The sequence below is a fragment of the Streptomyces sp. NPDC043878 genome (assembly GCF_056435735.1).
This window is the reverse complement of record NZ_JBWKDW010000001.1, coordinates 713,089-727,894: the sequence shown is the minus strand read 5'-3', so window position 1 is coordinate 727,894 and position 14,806 is coordinate 713,089. Positions and strand designations below refer to the sequence as shown.

12 protein-coding genes are annotated in these 14,806 nt (G+C 72.9%); 7 read left to right on the top strand and 5 right to left on the bottom strand.

Annotated elements, in window-relative coordinates:
* Positions 1 to 83 precede the first annotated feature (83 nt).
* The 4 genes from AC07AZ_RS03095 (at position 84) to AC07AZ_RS03080 (ending at position 5,673) form a co-directional block, all read left to right on the top strand.
* Entirely contained in the window at positions 84 to 3,041 is a 2,958-nt protein-coding gene (locus tag AC07AZ_RS03095; RefSeq protein WP_478843191.1) for a bifunctional acetate--CoA ligase family protein/GNAT family N-acetyltransferase, read from the top strand.
* A 133-nt stretch (positions 3,042 to 3,174) separates the two neighbouring features.
* Entirely contained in the window at positions 3,175 to 3,762 is a 588-nt protein-coding gene (locus tag AC07AZ_RS03090) for a DUF5998 family protein (protein ID WP_478843189.1), read from the top strand.
* The gene (locus tag AC07AZ_RS03085) at positions 3,762 to 4,961 is read left to right on the top strand and encodes an alkaline phosphatase family protein (RefSeq protein WP_478843187.1); all 1,200 of its coding nucleotides are present in this window, start codon (positions 3,762 to 3,764) and stop codon (positions 4,959 to 4,961) included. Before AC07AZ_RS03090 ends, AC07AZ_RS03085 begins: the two co-directional genes overlap by 1 nt.
* A 46-nt stretch (positions 4,962 to 5,007) precedes the next feature.
* Complete coding sequence (locus AC07AZ_RS03080; protein WP_478843185.1) at positions 5,008 to 5,673, top strand: thymidine kinase; 666 nt, start codon at positions 5,008 to 5,010, stop codon at positions 5,671 to 5,673.
* A gap of 139 nt (positions 5,674 to 5,812) precedes the next feature.
* Here AC07AZ_RS03080 and AC07AZ_RS03075 read toward each other — a convergent pair whose 3' ends face one another.
* A complete protein-coding gene (locus tag AC07AZ_RS03075) occupies positions 5,813 to 6,616 on the bottom strand; it encodes a VOC family protein (protein ID WP_478843183.1) in 804 nt (267 codons plus the stop codon).
* 299 nt (positions 6,617 to 6,915) lie between these two features.
* Here AC07AZ_RS03075 and AC07AZ_RS03070 point away from each other — a divergent pair, with 299 nt between their 5' ends.
* Positions 6,916 to 7,770 (top strand): sulfurtransferase, encoded by an 855-nt coding sequence (locus tag AC07AZ_RS03070; protein WP_478843181.1) that lies wholly within the window; start codon positions 6,916 to 6,918, stop codon positions 7,768 to 7,770.
* A gap of 180 nt (positions 7,771 to 7,950) precedes the next feature.
* Here AC07AZ_RS03070 and sepH read toward each other — a convergent pair whose 3' ends face one another.
* The 3 genes from sepH to AC07AZ_RS03055 form a co-directional block, all read right to left on the bottom strand.
* The gene (gene sepH, locus AC07AZ_RS03065; RefSeq protein WP_478843179.1) at positions 7,951 to 8,994 is read right to left on the bottom strand and encodes a septation protein SepH; all 1,044 of its coding nucleotides are present in this window, start codon (positions 8,992 to 8,994) and stop codon (positions 7,951 to 7,953) included.
* Between the two features lie 536 nt (positions 8,995 to 9,530).
* Positions 9,531 to 10,850, bottom strand: a complete 1,320-nt coding sequence (locus tag AC07AZ_RS03060) for a D-arabinono-1,4-lactone oxidase (RefSeq protein ID WP_478843177.1) — start codon at positions 10,848 to 10,850, stop codon at positions 9,531 to 9,533.
* Positions 10,810 to 12,048 carry an MFS transporter gene (locus tag AC07AZ_RS03055; protein ID WP_478843175.1) on the bottom strand — a complete coding sequence of 413 codons (1,239 nt, stop codon included), beginning with the start codon at positions 12,046 to 12,048 and terminating at the stop codon, positions 10,810 to 10,812. The genes AC07AZ_RS03060 and AC07AZ_RS03055 overlap by 41 nt, the downstream gene beginning before the upstream one ends.
* A 217-nt stretch (positions 12,049 to 12,265) precedes the next feature.
* Between AC07AZ_RS03055 and AC07AZ_RS03050 the strand changes: the two genes are divergently transcribed.
* Together AC07AZ_RS03050 and AC07AZ_RS03045 are read left to right on the top strand one after the other, a co-directional pair.
* Positions 12,266 to 13,393: a ferrochelatase gene (locus AC07AZ_RS03050; protein ID WP_478843173.1), complete on the top strand. Its 1,128-nt coding sequence runs from the start codon at positions 12,266 to 12,268 to the stop codon at positions 13,391 to 13,393.
* A gap of 8 nt (positions 13,394 to 13,401) precedes the next feature.
* Positions 13,402 to 14,217, top strand: coding sequence for an inositol monophosphatase family protein (locus AC07AZ_RS03045; protein WP_478843171.1), 816 nt, complete (start codon positions 13,402 to 13,404; stop codon positions 14,215 to 14,217).
* 337 nt (positions 14,218 to 14,554) lie between these two features.
* Here the strand turns inward: AC07AZ_RS03045 and AC07AZ_RS03040 are convergent, their stop codons facing one another.
* Positions 14,555 to 14,722, bottom strand: a complete 168-nt coding sequence (locus AC07AZ_RS03040) for a hypothetical protein (RefSeq protein ID WP_478843169.1) — start codon at positions 14,720 to 14,722, stop codon at positions 14,555 to 14,557.
* Positions 14,723 to 14,806: the final 84 nt, after the last annotated feature.

Genomic DNA, 14,806 nt, shown 5'->3' with positions numbered 1-14,806 from the left:
GTCGGACCGCGGCCTCGGTCCGACGTCCGTCCTCCACAGACTGCCTCGCGCCGTTGTCGTACGCGAGCCGTACTCTGGGGCCCATGCAGACCTCGCCGGACCGGCACGAGTACCCCGCTCACTGGGAGGCCGACGTGGTGCTGCGCGACGGGGGTACCGCGCGCATCCGGCCCATCACCGTCGACGACGCCGAGCGCCTGGTCAGCTTCTACGAGCAGGTGTCGGAGGAGTCGAAGTACTACCGCTTCTTCGCGCCCTACCCTCGCCTGTCCGCCAAGGACGTCCACCGCTTCACGCACCACGACTTCGTGGACCGGGTGGGACTCGCGGCCACCATCGGCGGCGAGTTCATCGCCACCGTACGCTACGACCGCATCGGCGCCGACGGCATGGCCGCCTCGGCGCCCGCCGACGAGGCCGAGGTCGCCTTCCTGGTACAGGACGCCCACCAGGGGCGCGGGGTGGCCTCCACGCTCCTCGAACACATCGCGGCCGTCGCGCGCGAGCGCGGCATCCGCCGCTTCACCGCCGAGGTGCTGCCCGCCAACACCAAGATGATCAAGGTGTTCACGGACGCCGGCTACACGCAGAAGCGCAGCTTCGAGGACGGCGTCGTCCACCTGGAGTTCGACCTCGAACCCACCGACCGCTCGCTGGCCGTGCAGCGCGCGCGGGAACAGCGCGCCGAGGCGCACTCGGTAGGGCGGCTGCTGGCACCAGGCTCCGTCGCCGTCGTCGGAGCCGGCCGCGCCCCCGGCGGCGTGGGCCGCGGCGTCCTCGACAACCTCAGGGGCGCCGGCTTCACCGGCAGCCTCTACGCCGTGAACAAGGCCTTCCCCGAGGAGCAGAAGGAGCTCGACGGCATCCCCGCGTACCGCTCGGTGCGTGACGTGGACGGGCCCGTCGACGTGGCGGTCGTCGCGGTGCCGGCCGAGCACGTGCCCGAGGCCGTCGCCGAGTGCGGCGCGCACGGGGTGCAGGGACTCGTCGTGCTCTCCTCCGGGTACGCCGAGAGCGGCCCCGAAGGGCGTGAGCGCCAGCGTGAACTCGTCCGGCACGCGCGCGCGTACGGGATGCGGATCATCGGGCCCAACGCCTTCGGGATCATCAACACCTCGCCGCGGACCCGGCTCAACGCCTCCCTCGCTCCCGAGATGCCGCGGCCGGGGCGGATCGGGCTGTTCGCGCAGTCCGGCGCCATCGGTATCGCCCTGCTGTCCCGGCTGCACCGGCGCGGTGGAGGGGTCACCGGCACCACGGGAGTGTCCACCTTCGTGTCCTCCGGCAACCGGGCCGACGTCTCCGGCAACGACGTACTCCAGTACTGGTACGACGACCCGGACACCGACGTCGCCCTCATGTACCTGGAGTCCATCGGCAACCCCCGCAAGTTCACCCGCCTCGCGCGGCGTACGGCCGCGGCGAAACCGCTGGTCGTGGTGCAGGGCGCCGGTTCGGCCCCGCAGGGACACGCCGTCCGTGCGACGCGGCTGCCGCACGCGACGGTGTCCGCGCTGCTCCGCCAGGCCGGGGTGATCCGCGTGGAGACGATCACCGAACTCGTGGACACCGGCCTGCTGCTCGCACGGCAGCCGCTGCCGACAGGGCCCCGGGTGGCGATCCTCGGGAACTCCGAGTCGCTGGGGCTGCTGACCTACGACGCGTGTCTGTCCGAGGGGCTGCGGCCGCTGAGCCCGCTGGACCTGACGACCGGCGCGTCCCCGGGCGACTTCCGCTCGGCGCTGTCGCGCGCGCTGGCCGACGACACGTGCGACGCGGTGGTCGTGACGGCCATTCCGGCGGTGGGGGAGGGGTCCGCGGGGGACGCCGCTCTGGCCGAGGCCCTGCGGGCGGCCGCCGACGAGGTCCCCGGGAAGCCGGTGCTGGTGGTCCACGTCGAACTCGGTGGTCTCGCCGAGGCGCTGTCGGCCGCGGCCAGTACCGCCCCGCAGGCGGCCCCGGCCTCCCTCGCCCCGGACCGGCCGACGACTGCGGGGCCCACGCGCCCCCGGACGACGGACACCACGCCACCCCCGACCGCCGGCACCACGCAGCCCGCCACCCCGGGTTCCACGCATCCGACCGCCGCCGACCCGCCCCCGTCGGTTCGCGCCACGCCGCTGTCACCTGTGCAGTCACCGACCGCACCCCCGCCCGGGGCCGTCGCCGAGTCCTGCTCACGGCTCATCCCGGCCTACCCGGCGGCCGAACGCGCGGTGCGGGCCCTCGCCGAAGCCGTGCGGTACGCGCAGTGGCGGCGGGAGGCCGCCGAGCCGGGCCGGGTGCCCGAGTACGAGGACATCGACGAGAAGCGGGCCGCCGGGTTGATCGGCGGGCTCCTCGCCCGCGGGGAGGGGCGCACGCTCGGCCTCGAGGAGACCTGCGACCTGCTCGCCACCTACGGCGTCCAGGTGCACCGCGCCCTGCCCGCACCCACCCCCGACGCCGCCGCCGAAGCCGCCCGCGTCCTCGGCTACCCCGTGGCCCTCAAGGCCACCGCCCCGCACCTGCGGCACCGCGCCGACCTGGGCGGCGTACGGCTGGATCTCGCGGACGAAGAGCAACTGCGTCGCGCGTACGCCGAGTTGACGGAGCTGTTCGGAGAGCCGGAGGGGCTGCGTCCGGTCGTCCAGGGAATGGCCCCGCGCGGGGTGGACACGGTGGTACGCGCGGTCATCGACCCGGCGGCCGGAGCGGTGCTGTCGTTCGGGCTCGCCGGCGCCGCCTCGCAACTGCTCGGGGACATGGCGCACCGGCTGGTTCCGGTCACCGACCGGGAGGCGACCTCACTGGTGCGGTCGATCCGGACGGCTCCGCTCCTGTTCGGCTGGCGCGGGTCCACACCGGTCGACACCCCCGCGCTGGAGGAGCTGCTTCTGCGGGTGTCGCGGCTGGTCGACGACCATCCGGAGGTCGTCGAGATCACCCTGGAGCCGGTCGTGGTCGCCCCGCGCGGCCTGAGCGTGCTCGGCGCCTCCGTGCGCCTGGCCCCGCCGCCCGCCCGCGACGACCTGGGTCCGCGCACCCTCCCGGTGTACTGACCGGTCGGCCGCGGGAGCGACCGGCCGGGCCGCCGGCGAACCGCCGGTCGACCGGTCGCGCGGGGCACTGAGCGACGTTTCCTGTGTACGGAGCGGTGCCTCGCAGTCAGTGCGCCACCGTAGGATGGACGTCATGGCCAAGACCAGTACGACGACCCAGGGGCTGCGTGCGGCGATCGAGCGCAGCGGCTACTACCCGGCCCTCGTGGCCGAGGCGGTGGAGGCCGCCGTGGGCGGCGAGCCCATCCGGTCGTACCTGGTCCACCAGGAGACGACGTTCGACCAGAACGAGGTGCGCCGGCATGTGACCGTGCTCGTCCTCACCGGCAACCGTTTCATCGTCAGCCACACCGACGAGCAGGCCGCGGACAGCACCTCTCCCACGCCGTACGCCACCACGTCCACCGAGTCCGTGAAGATCGGCCGGATCTCTTCGGTCGTGGTCAGCCGCGTCGTCGCCAACCCGGAGTCGTACACGCCGGGCACGCTGCCCCGCGAGATCGTGCTGACCATCGGCTGGGGCGCCGTCTCCCGGATCGACCTGGAGCCGGCCGCCTGCGGCGACCCCGACTGCGAGGCCGACCACGGCTACACGGGCAGTTCCACGGCGGACGACCTCAGCCTGCGGGTCAGCGAGGCGGGGGACGGCCCGGAGACCGTGCGCCAGGCCCTCACCTTCGCGCAGGCCATCTCCGAGGCGACCGCGGACGTGCCCCGCTGATGGCGCAGCCCGCCGCGTGGGACCACTTCCCGGAACCCCTCGCCGTCGACTCCGCGCCGGTCCCGGAGTACGGCTCCGGTTCCCTCGCCGACCTGCTGCCCACGCTGGCGGCGGGCATGGCCGTACCGGGAACGACCGCCACGATCACCGAGTTGACCGCCGCCGACCGCAACTGCGTCTTCCTGGTCGACGGGCTCGGCTGGGAGCAGCTGCGAGCCCACCCGGACGAGGCGCCCTTCATGACCTCGCTCCTCGCCAGCTCGCGCGGAGGCACCGGACGCCCCCTGACCACCGGCTACCCGGCGACCACCGCGACCTCCCTCGCCTCCGTCGGCACCGGCCGCCCGCCCGGCGCGCACGGTCTGCCCGGGTACACCGTGCGCAACCCGGAGACCGGCGCCCTGATGAACCAGCTGCGCTGGCAGCCGTGGACGTCGCCGAGCGCCTGGCAGCCGTACCCCACCGTCTTCCAGCTGGCCGACGCGGCCGGTGTGCACGCCGCCCAGGTGTCCTCGCCCACCTTCCAGAACACCCCGCTGACCAAGGTCGCGCTCAGTGGCGGAACGTTCCACGGACGGTTGACCGGTGAGGAGCGCATGGACCTCGCGGCCGAACAACTGGCCCTGGGCGACCGCTCCCTGGTCTACACGTACTACGCCGAACTCGACGGCGCCGGACACCGCTTCGGCGTCGACTCGGACTCCTGGCGCGGCCAGCTCATGCACGTCGACCGCCTCGTCCAGCGGCTGGCCGAGCAGCTGCCGCCGCGCACCGCGCTCTACGTCACCGCCGACCACGGCATGATCGACGTGCCCTTCGACGAACAGCACCGCATCGACTTCGACGAGGACTGGGAGCTGCGCGCCGGGGTCGCCCTGCTGGGCGGCGAGGGCCGCGCCCGCCACGTCTACGCCGTACCGGGTGCTGCGAGCGACGTCCTGACCTGCTGGCGCGAGGTCCTCGGCGAGCAGTTCTGGGTGGCCTCGCGGGACGAGGCGATCGCGGCCGGATGGTTCGGGCCGCCCGACGGGTGCGACGCGCGCGTGTACGACCGCATCGGCGACGTGGTCGCCGCCGCGCGCGACGACGTCCTGATCATCGCCTCCGAGCGGGAGCCCAAGGAGTCGGCGATGGTCGGCAACCACGGCTCGATGACCCCTGCCGAACAGCTGGTCCCGCTGCTCGAAGTACGCTCCTGACGTCTCACCCCCAGCCCCCCCGTTGCCGAAAGGTGCTCAACCTCCCATGTCCGAGCTGGTGTTCTTCTCCGGAACCATGGACTGCGGGAAGTCCACCCTGGCTCTGCAGATCGAGCACAACCGCTCGGCGCGCGGCCTGGTGGGCGTGATCTTCACCCGTGACGACCGGGCGGGTGAGGGCAAACTGTCCTCCCGCCTCGGCCTGGTGACGGACGCGGTCGAGGTCGAGGACGGGCAGGACCTGTACGGCTACCTCGTCGACCACCTGTCACAGGGCGGCCGCGCGGACTACGTCATCGCGGACGAGGCACAGTTCCTGGCACCGGAACAGATCGACCAGCTCGCGCGCCTGGTCGACGACGTGGGCCTGGACGTCTACGCCTTCGGCATCACGACCGACTTCCGCTCCAAGCTCTTCCCCGGCTCGCAGCGTCTGGTGGAGCTGGCCGACCGGGTCGAGGTGCTCCAGGTGGAGGCCCTGTGCTGGTGCGGCGCCCGGGCCACGCACAACGCGCGTACGACAGGCGGCGAAATGGTGGTGGAGGGCGAGCAGGTGGTCGTCGGAGACGTCAACCAGGCGGATGCCGTCGGCTACGAGGTGCTGTGCCGCCGGCACCACCGGCGCCGCATGACGGCCGCCACGGCGCGGGCGGCGGCACTGTCGCCGGATGTGCTGCCCAGGCCCGACATACTGCCGGTGTCGTCGGCCTAGAGCGGATCGCGGACGCCCCGCCCGCGCCCGGCGACGCCCTGCCCGCGGACCGCGACGCCCTGCCCGCGGACCGCGACGCCCCGCCCGCGCCCGGCGGTGGCCCTGCGGTGGCCTGGTCGCCACCCGCGCCGGCGCCGGATCAGCTCGGGTGCTCCAGCAGGGAGAACCTGGCCCCCTCGGGGTCGGCCACCGCGGCCACCCGCCCGTGGGCGCTGTCCCGGGGCGGCTCCAGGAGATGCCCTCCCAGGTCGACGAGCCTGCCGACCGCCTCGTCGGCGTCGGCGACGGCGAAGTACGTCATCCAGTGCGGGCCCCGCTCGCGCGGCAGGGCGTCGCCCACCCCGTGCAGGCCGGCCACCGCACGGCCCTCGATGTGCAGGCTCACGTAGTCGACGTCGTCGGGGCCCTCCGCCTCCTCCACGTAACCGAACACGGCCTCGTAGAACTTGGCGACGTCCGCCGTCTCCGAGGTCACCAGTTCGTTCCAGGCGGGCGCGCCGGGCACGCCGGTGATGGTCATGCCCAGGCGGGCCAGCGGCTGCCAGACGCCGAACACCGCACCGGACGGGTCGGAGCAGATCGCCAGACGCCCGTCCTCCGCGGCGTCCAGCGGGCCCACGCCGAGGGTGCCGCCGCACAGCCGGACCGTTTCAGCGGTCAGGTCCACGTCCTCGGAGGCGAGGTACGGGGTCCAGGCGACCGGTAGATGACGGTCGGGCGGCAGCTGGCCGATGCCCGCCACCTCATGGCCGTCCAGCAGGGCCCGCACATAGGGGCCGAGCTGGTGCGGGCCGGGCTGGAACTCCCAGCCGAACAGCGATCCGTAGAAGTCCTGCGTCGCTTCCAGCCCGTGCACCATCAGACTTACCCAGCAGGGTGTGCCGGGCGCGTACCGAGCGTGCGTGTCGCCGTTCCGGCCGGCCGACCCACGTGCTTCGGTCATCGCCACTCTCTCTTCTCGGCCCCTCGCGGTGGCCGTGTCGCGTCCGTTGTCCGGACCCTGTGCCGATGCTCGCACCGCGCGCGGTGCGAGGGCTCCGGGCGCGCCGCACGGATGCGGTGCCCGAGACCGGAGAATGCCCGGTGTGTGGCTTCTCGTCCTCATCGGTGCGGTTGCCGACGGATGTCGATCGGCTGTACAGCATGTGCCCGATCCCGTACGCCTCGTGACCGGAGCTGTCCGGCCGAGCAGAGTAGCCGGAGCCGGGCGATGCGGCCACCCCGTGCGCGAGGATGGTGACCATGAACGCCATCATCTCCGCATCCCGACTCGAGAGCGACCTGGCAGGGCAGAACCCGCCGGTACTGCTCGACGTCCGCTGGCAGCTCAGCGTGGCCAGGGCGGCCGGTGAACCACCCTTCGACGGCCGTGCCGCCTACCGGGCCGGGCACCTGCCGGGCGCGGTCTACGTCGACCTGGACAGGGAACTCGCGGGCGCTCCCGGCGCCGCCGGACGTCATCCGCTGCCGGACGTCGCGGAGTTCGGTGCTGCCATGCGCCGGGCCGGTGTGTCGTCCGGAAGACCGGTCGTGGTGTACGACGGGGGGCAGGGCTGGGCGGCGGCCCGCGCATGGTGGTTGCTGCGCTGGACGGGTCACCCGGACGTGCGAGTGCTCGACGGCGGATTGACGGCCTGGGAAGGGTCGCTGGAGACGGCGGCGCCGCCGTCCGTGGCGCCGGGTGACTTCGAACCCGTGCCCGGGGCGGTGGGGTTGCTCGACGCGGACGGGGCCGCGGCACTGGCGCGGTCCGGCGTGCTGCTCGACGCGCGTGCGGGGGAGCGGTACCGCGGCGAGGTGGAGCCGATCGACCGGGTCGGTGGTCACATCCCCGGCGCCGTCTCCGCGCCCACGACACTGAACGTGGGAACGGACGGGCGCTTCCTGCCCACGGAGGAACTGGCCGCGCGTTTCATGGAACTCGGGGCGTCCGAGGGGGCGGACGTCGGCGTGTACTGCGGCTCCGGGGTCTCCGGCGCGCACGAGGTGCTGGCGCTCGCGGTGGCGGGCATCCCGGCCGCGCTGTACGTGGGTTCGTGGTCGCAGTGGTCGTCGGACCCCGAACGGCCGGTTGCCGTGGGCCCCGACCCGCAGTAGCGGGCGGCACGGCGGGGTCCCGGCGCGACGGAGGGCCCGGACGACGGAGGGCCGGCGCGCGACGCACGGCGGGGTCCGACGCGTGGGGCGTAGGGCGATGGGGTCGTGGGACGTATGGGGTCGTACGACGCGGGAGGGCCCACCGCCGACCAGCGGTGGGCCCTCCCGCGTGGAACTCGCCTACTCCTGCTTCTTGCGCCGGGTTCCGAACACGATCTCGTCCCAGCTCGGGACGGCCGCGCGGCGGCCCGGCCGGACGCCGTCCGCCTCGGCCTGGCGGTCCGTCGCGCCGACGAGACGGTCACGGTGGCTGCCGACGGAACGGGGCATGAGGACGTCCGCGTAGGCCGAACCGGCACCGGCCGAGGCCGCGGGGGCCGGGGGCTCCTCCGCGTCCGGCTCGGGGTCGGGCTCCTCCTCCACGGGGGGCTCCGCCGGGCGCTCCGGCACCACCAGGTCGCCCCGGAAGCTGGGCACCGCCTCCAGCAGGCTGGTCAGCGAGTCCCGTTCGCTCGTGCTCTCCTCTACCGGCTCCGGCGACGGCAGGACGGGACGCTCCAGCGCGCGGTCGAGGGCGCGGTCCAGCGGACGGTCACGGGGCAGCCGGGCGATGCGCGGTACGAAGGGAAAGCTGGGCTCCGGCGCGGCGAGGTCCTCGGACTCGCCGATCAGCGAGCGTGCCTCCTCGTCGACGGCCTGGACGAGCCGCCGGGGCGGGTCGTAGGTCCAGCTCGCCGAGTGCGGTTCGCCCGCGACCAGGTAGACGAGCAGGACCTCCCAGGTGCCGTCGTCGCGGCGCCAGGAGTCCCACTGGACGGTGTCCTTCTCGGCGCCACGCAGCAGCAGACGCTCCTGCACGGCCTCGCCGAGCTGGGGTCCGGCGTTCTCACCGGGCCGGCGGACGGGTGTCTTGCGGGCCCGCTCGGCCATGAAGGCGCGCTCGGCGAGCACGGGGCCCTCGAAGCGCCGTACGCGGTCGACGGGGATACCGGCGAGTTGGGCGACCTCTTCCGCGGTCGCACCCGCTCGTATCCGCGCCTGGATGTCTCGGGGGCGGAGATGGCTCTCCACCTCGATCTCGATCTGGCCGAGGCGGGGACGGTCGCCGCGTACGGCGGCGCGCAGACGCTCGTCAATCGGAAGCGTGTACTCCGTGCTGTCCGCAGCCTTCAGCACCAGCCGTGTGCCGTCATTGGAGACGGCCACGACACGCAGTTCGGGCATGGGGACCTCCCGGGTGGTGCCTGCCGACGTCACGTGCGTCGCTGCTTCCGCTAGTCGAGTGTGGCCTGCCCGGGTGCAGCCTGCCACAACCTTGCCGAGTTGCCCGGCGTGTCGGGCGCGGGCCCAGTCACGCCGTTATGGCACGGTTACCTGTTCGCAACGCTAAGTGACCAACTCCGTCACCCTGTGCAACTGGCCCCCTCCTGGCGGTCCTTGAAGGCCACGGACGCCCTGGCGGGAGACTTGACCCAGGGCTCGCCACAGTACTCCATTCGGACCACCTGCGTGGATTGGCACGCCGCCGAACTTCATGCGAGGGACGGGACTTGGTCGTCTCCCCGGGACTTCCGGGATCTTGGAAGTGGCGTACTTCACGCAACCGCCAGAAACGGAGACAATCGTTTCGCGGCCTCGCTCCTGTGGCCCGGGTCCCCTCGTCCCCTGGGTCACGGCGGTCTCCGCCGTCACGGGGACCTCAGGTGTCATGTTCGCCTCTGCCGTCATGAGGACCCCGCATGTCACAGGGGCCCTGGCCGTCACGCACCCAGCACCCTGCGCAGGTAGTCGTTCTGGAACAGCCGGTCCGGGTCGAGCCGGTCCCGCAGGGCGGTGAACTCACCGAAGCGGGGGTAGACCCCGGCGAAGTACTCGGCGTCCCGGGTGTGCACCTTGCCCCAGTGCGGCCGGCCCTCGTGCGCGGTGAAGATGCGCTCCGCGGCGGTGAAGTACGCCTGATAGGGGGTGCCCTTGAACATGTGGACGGCGATGTAGGCGCTGTCCCGGCCCGAGGCGGTGGACAGCGCGATGTCGTCGGCCGGAGCGGTGCGCACCTCGACCGGGAAGGAGACCCGGAGCCCGGAGCGGTCGACCATGGTCCGCAACTCGCGCAGCACCTCGGTGACGGCCTTGCGCGGTACCGCGTACTCCATCTCCACGAAGCGCACCCGGCGCGGCGAGGTGAACACCTTGTACGGGATGTCGGTGTACGTCCGGGCGGACAGGGCCCTGCTGGAGATCCGGGAGATCGCCGGGATGGTGGCGGGCGCCGCGCGGCCGACCAGCTGGGCCGCCTGGAAGACGCCGTTGGAGAGGAGTTCGTCCTCGATCCAGCCCGCGACCGGGCTCACCGGCTTCGCCGGGCCGGCGCTGCGGTTGTTGCGCTTGGTGTTGGTGCTGCCGGTGTGCGGGAACCAGTAGAACTCGAAGTGCTCGTTCTCGGCCCACAGTTCGTCGAAGTCCGACAGGACCCGGTCGAAGGGCATCGGCTCCTCGCGGGCCGTGAGCAGGAAGACCGGCTCCACGGCGAACGTGATCGCGGTGACGATGCCGAGCGCGCCCAGTCCGATGCGGGCGGCCGCGAAGACGTCCGGGTTCTCCTTCTCGGAGCAGCTGAGCACCGAGCCGTCGGCCGTGACCAGTTCGAGCGCCGTGATCTGGGCGGCGATCGACGCCGACTCGCGGCCCGTGCCGTGCGTGCCGGTGCTGGTGGCCCCGGAGACCGTCTGTTCCATGATGTCGCCCATGTTGGTGAGCGACAGGCCCTCGCGCGCGAGAGCCATGTTGAGCCTCTTGAGCGGAGTGCCGGCCTCGACCGTGACCGTCCCGGCCACCCGGTCGATGGTGCGTATACCGGTCAACAGTTGAGGGCGGATCAACACACCGTCGGTGGCGGCGATGGACGTGAAGGAGTGCCCGGTGCCGACGGCCTTCACCTTCAGACCGTCCTCGGCGGCCCGGCGTACGGCCGCGGAGAGCTCCTCGACCGAGGCGGGGGTGACCTCCCGCGCGGGACGGGCGGCGACGTTGCCTCCCCAGTTACGCCACGTGCCGTTCTTCCCGCTCGCTGTCCTGCTCAACGGTGCCTCCCCGACGCGGAACCGGCCTGTTGAGCCGGCGGTACCCGAGGAAACCGACCGCGACCGCGACGGCTCCGGACACCGCCGGAACCCCGTACCCCGCACGCGCGCCGGCCGCGTCGATGACCCAGCCGGCCACGGAGGAGCCGAGCGCCACCCCGACCGCGAGCCCCGTGCTCACCCAGGTCATGCCCTCGGTCAGTCGCGCGCGTGGTACGTGCTTTTCGATGAGAGACATCGTCGTGATCATCGTGGGAGCGATGGACAGGCCCGCAGCGAACAGCGCCACGGCCAGAAACGGCAAGTTTCCGACCAGTAGGAGGGGGATCATACTCACGGCCATGGTGCACACGCCCAGCAGCCAGCGACGTTCGGGCGCCCCCTTGAAGTGCAGCAGCCCGAACACGATCCCCGCGAGGCAGGAGCCCGCCGCGTACAGCGCGAGCACGACGCTCGCCGCGCTCTTGTGCCCCTGCTCGTCGGCGAAGGCGACGGTCACCACGTCGACCGCACCGAAGATCGCGCCGGTCGCCACGAAGGTGGCCACCAGGACCTGCAGACCGGGAGCGCCCAGCGCGGAGCCGCCCCCGCGGTGGTCACGCGGATGCGGGGCGGGTTCGGTGGCGCGCTGCGCGGTCAGCCAGAAGACGCCCACGGCCAGGAAGCAGGCCGCGAGCAGGGGGCCGGCCTCCGGGAACCAGGCCGTCGACAGCCCGATGGAGATGATCGGCCCGAAGATGAAGCAGACCTCGTCCACCACGGACTCCAGGGAGTACGCGGTGTGCAGTTGCGGGGTGCCCCGGTAGACCGCTGCCCAGCGGGCCCTGACCATCGCGCCGAGGCTCGGCACGGAGCCGATGCCGGCGGCGCAGACGAACAGCACCCAGTCCGGCCACGCGTAGTGCGCGGCGAGCAGCAGCCCCGCCGACGCGAGGAGCGCGACCAGCGTCGCCGGCCGCAGGACTCGCCGCTGCCCGTGCAGGTCGACCAGCCGGGAGATCTGCGGGCCGACCGCGGCCGCGGCGAGCGCCATGGTGGCCGACAGAGCGCCCGCCAGTCCGTACCGTCCGGTCAGCTGGGACACCATCGTCACCACGCCGATGCCCATCATCGACAGCGGCATCCGGCCGACGAGACCCGCGGCGGAGAAGGCCGTCGAGCCTGGGGCGGCGAACAGGGCGCGGTACGGGCTGGGCACGGGTGTCTCCGGTCGCGGGAGGGAGGGCTCGCCCAGTGCGGCGCACTGACGCCAGTAAGGCGTGAAGGCGGCCATTACAGCTTACGAATAAGGTGACCCTAACGCACCCCCTCGGACGGCTCGGATTCGCTGCCCGCCACCCCGCGCAGCAGGTCGCGTCCCCCGCCCGCCACCCCGCCGTTTCCCGGCTGTCGGTGCCGGGTGGCAGGATCGAGTCATGCCAGACGCGCTCGATGCCACCCCCTACGACGCCCTGCTCCTGCTCTCCTTCGGCGGCCCTGAGGGGCCGGACGACGTGGTCCCGTTCCTGGAGAACGTCACGCGCGGGCGCGGCATCCCCAGGGAACGCCTGAAGGAGGTCGGACAGCACTACTTCCTGTTCGGCGGGGTCAGCCCGATCAACGACCAGAACCGCGCCCTGCTCGACGCCCTGCGCAAGGACTTCGCGGACCACGGGCTGGACCTGCCCGTCTACTGGGGCAACCGCAACTGGGCCCCCTACCTGACGGACACCCTGCGCGAGATGGTCACCGACGGCCGCCGCCGCGTCCTGGTCCTCGCCACCAGCGCCTACGCCTCCTACTCGGGCTGCCGCCAGTACCGCGAGAACCTCGCGGACTCGCTCGCCGCCCTGGAGGCGGAGGGCCTGGAGCTGCCGAAGGTCGACAAGCTGCGGCACTACTTCAACCACGAGGGCTTCCTGGAGCCCATGATCGAGGGCGTGCTGCGCTCCCTGTCGGACCTGCCCGAGGACGTCCGTGACGGCGCCCACATCGCCTTCTCGACCCACTCCATCCCGCTCGCCGCCGCCGACACCTCCGGCCCCGCCGAGGGGCACGGCGACGGCGGCGCGTACGTGCGGCAGCACCTCGACGTCGCGCGGCTGATCGCCGACGCGGTCCGCGAACGCACCGGCGTGGACCACCCGTGGCAGCTCGTCTACCAGTCCCGCTCCGGAGCCCCGCACATCCCGTGGCTCGAACCCGACATCTGCGACCACCTCGAGGAACGGCACGCCGCCGGGGTGCCGGCCGTCGTCATGGCCCCCATCGGGTTCGTCTCCGACCACATGGAGGTCCTCTACGACCTCGACACGGAGGCCACCGCCAAGGCCGCGGAGCTGGGCCTGCCGGTACGCCGCTCGGCCACCGTGGGCGCCGACCCGCGCTTCGCCGCCGCGATCCGCGACCTCGTCCTGGAGCGCTCCGGCATCGAACGCGGACAGGAGGTCACGCCCTGCGCCCTGGGCGCCCTCGGTGCGAGCCACACCCTGTGCCCCGTCGGCTGCTGCCCGGCCCGCGCCCCCCGGCCCGCCGCCGCGGGCGCCGACAGCCCCTACGCGTGAGGATCCCCGTGAGCGACCCCCTGCACCCGCACCTGCTCAAGCTCGCCCGGGAGGCCGCGCGCCGCGCCGGCGAGCTGCTGCGGGACGGCCGCCCCGCCGACCTCGCGGTCGCCGCCACCAAGTCCAGCCCGATCGACGTGGTCACCGAGATGGACATCGCGGCGGAGAAACTGATCACCGACCTGATCTCCGAACACCGCCCGGACGACGGCTTCCTCGGCGAGGAGGGCGCCTCCAGCGAAGGCACGAGCGGCGTCCGCTGGGTGATCGACCCGCTCGACGGCACGGTCAACTACCTGTACGACCTGCCTACTTGGGCCGTCTCCATCGCCGCCGAGCAGGACGGCGAGACCGTCGTCGGCGTCGTCGCGGTCCCGATGCGCGGCGAGACCTACCACGCGGTCCGCGGCGGCGGAGCCTGGGCCACCGGCGCCTGGGCCGGTGAACGCGCACTCGCCTGCCGTCCCGCGCCGCCCCTGGACCAGGCCCTGGTGTCGACCGGCTTCAACTACGTCCTGGAGGTCCGCGCCCACCAGGCCGAGGTCGCCCGGAAGCTGATCCCGCTGCTGCGTGACATCCGGCGCAGTGGCTCGGCCGCGGTCGACCTCTGCGACGTCGCCGCGGGCCGCCTCGACGGCTACTTCGAGCGCGGCCTCCACCCGTGGGACCTCGCCGCGGGGGACCTCATCGCCCGGGAAGCGGGCGCGCTGACCGGTGGACGCCCCGGAGAACCCCCCGCACGCGACCTGGCGATCGCCGCCACCCCGGGGGTCTTCGAGCCCCTCCAGCGGCTCCTGGAGGACTTCGGCGCCTGGCACGACTGAGCCGGATCGCCCGCTCCCCTTCGGGCCGGCGCGCCGGCAGTGACAGAACACGCAGCGGGACCCCGGCGCTGGATTCGCCGGGGTCCCGCTGTCCTGCCGTACGTGCTGAACAGACGCAAGTGCCGTGGCAGGCGACGTTCGCCCCGTCGCGACGCCCGGCACGCTCCCCCACTGCCGTAAGGGCGTGGGAGGTGCCCCCACTCCCGCACCAGCCGAAGACCCGAGTACGTCCAGTACGAGGGCCTCCGGCCGGCACTCCCCAGCCTCCGGCCGGGGGGACCCCCAGAGCACGCACCGGACGCCGCTCCTTCACGGACAAACGTTGCCTGCCACGGCACTAGAACGCGCCGACCTCCACACCGTGCTCGGCGGCGAGGCGGCGCAGGTCGTCGAGCTCGGCCTGTTCCACCTCGACGAGGAAGTAGTCGCCCTCGTCGCGAGCCCGCGTCAGGTCGGACTCGGTCGCCCTTATGCGCTGCCGAAGTCCTGCGGTGAATGCGTCCATGCTGCGCCCCCTCGTCCTGGGTCGTGGGTCGATGGCACGGGGGTGTGCCGTTCGGAAGGGACGATCACGTCTCCACTGGGCGCC

Coding starts and splice junctions, on each gene's coding strand:
- AC07AZ_RS03095 (WP_478843191.1), top strand. CDS start 84: ATGCAGACCTCGCCGGACCGGCACGAGTACCCCGCTCACTGGGAGGCC.
- AC07AZ_RS03040 (WP_478843169.1), bottom strand. CDS start 14,722: ATGGACGCATTCACCGCAGGACTTCGGCAGCGCATAAGGGCGACCGAG.
- AC07AZ_RS03070 (WP_478843181.1), top strand. CDS start 6,916: ATGAACGCCATCATCTCCGCATCCCGACTCGAGAGCGACCTGGCAGGG.
- AC07AZ_RS03090 (WP_478843189.1), top strand. CDS start 3,175: ATGGCCAAGACCAGTACGACGACCCAGGGGCTGCGTGCGGCGATCGAG.
- AC07AZ_RS03050 (WP_478843173.1), top strand. CDS start 12,266: ATGCCAGACGCGCTCGATGCCACCCCCTACGACGCCCTGCTCCTGCTC.
- AC07AZ_RS03080 (WP_478843185.1), top strand. CDS start 5,008: ATGTCCGAGCTGGTGTTCTTCTCCGGAACCATGGACTGCGGGAAGTCC.
- sepH (WP_478843179.1), bottom strand. CDS start 8,994: ATGCCCGAACTGCGTGTCGTGGCCGTCTCCAATGACGGCACACGGCTG.
- AC07AZ_RS03075 (WP_478843183.1), bottom strand. CDS start 6,616: ATGACCGAAGCACGTGGGTCGGCCGGCCGGAACGGCGACACGCACGCT.
- AC07AZ_RS03085 (WP_478843187.1), top strand. CDS start 3,762: ATGGCGCAGCCCGCCGCGTGGGACCACTTCCCGGAACCCCTCGCCGTC.